Raw genomic sequence first — 506 nt, 5'->3', positions numbered from 1 at the left:
TAGACCTATCGAGATTGAGCGGCGGAATCGCTTTGGTGATCTGGAAATAGATACGATTGTTGGTAAGAACCATCAGCAATCATTGGTTTCTATTGTGGATCGGAAGACAGGTTATTTATGGCTGAAAAAGTGTAGCTCACGCAAGGCAGAGGAAATTTGCCAAACAACCATCAGCCTTCTTAGGCCAATCAAAGATCAGCTAAAGACTATTACCGCAGATAATGGTAAGGAGTTTAGTCTACATAAGTATGTTGCTCAAGAATTAGAACTAGACTGGTATTTTGCTGATCCTTATAGCGCTTGGCAACGAGGCACGAATGAAAATACAAATGGTTTAATCAGACAATACATTAAAAAAGGCAGTAATTTAAATGCCTATACGGATGAATATATCTCAGAAATCACTCAACGTTTGAATCATCGCCCAAGAAAAAGACTCAGCTTTAAAAGTCCGAGTCAGGTATTATGGCAACAACATGGTGTTGCACTTCAAATGCTAATCTAAG

Annotated in this window: 1 protein-coding gene; it reads left to right on the top strand. The window is 38.9% G+C overall.

Annotated elements, in window-relative coordinates:
• Positions 1–505, top strand: a 505-nt coding sequence (locus DPG01_RS18560; protein ID WP_110976019.1) for an IS30 family transposase, incomplete at its 5' end; no start/stop codon positions are given.
• Position 506 lies beyond the last annotated feature (1 nt).

Origin of the sequence: Acinetobacter sp. WCHAc060042, assembly GCF_003231195.1 — a bacterium.
Classification (GTDB): Bacteria; Pseudomonadota; Gammaproteobacteria; order Pseudomonadales; family Moraxellaceae; genus Acinetobacter.
Note: the sequence above shows the minus strand (reverse complement) of the source record. Positions and strands in the feature narration are given on the sequence as shown.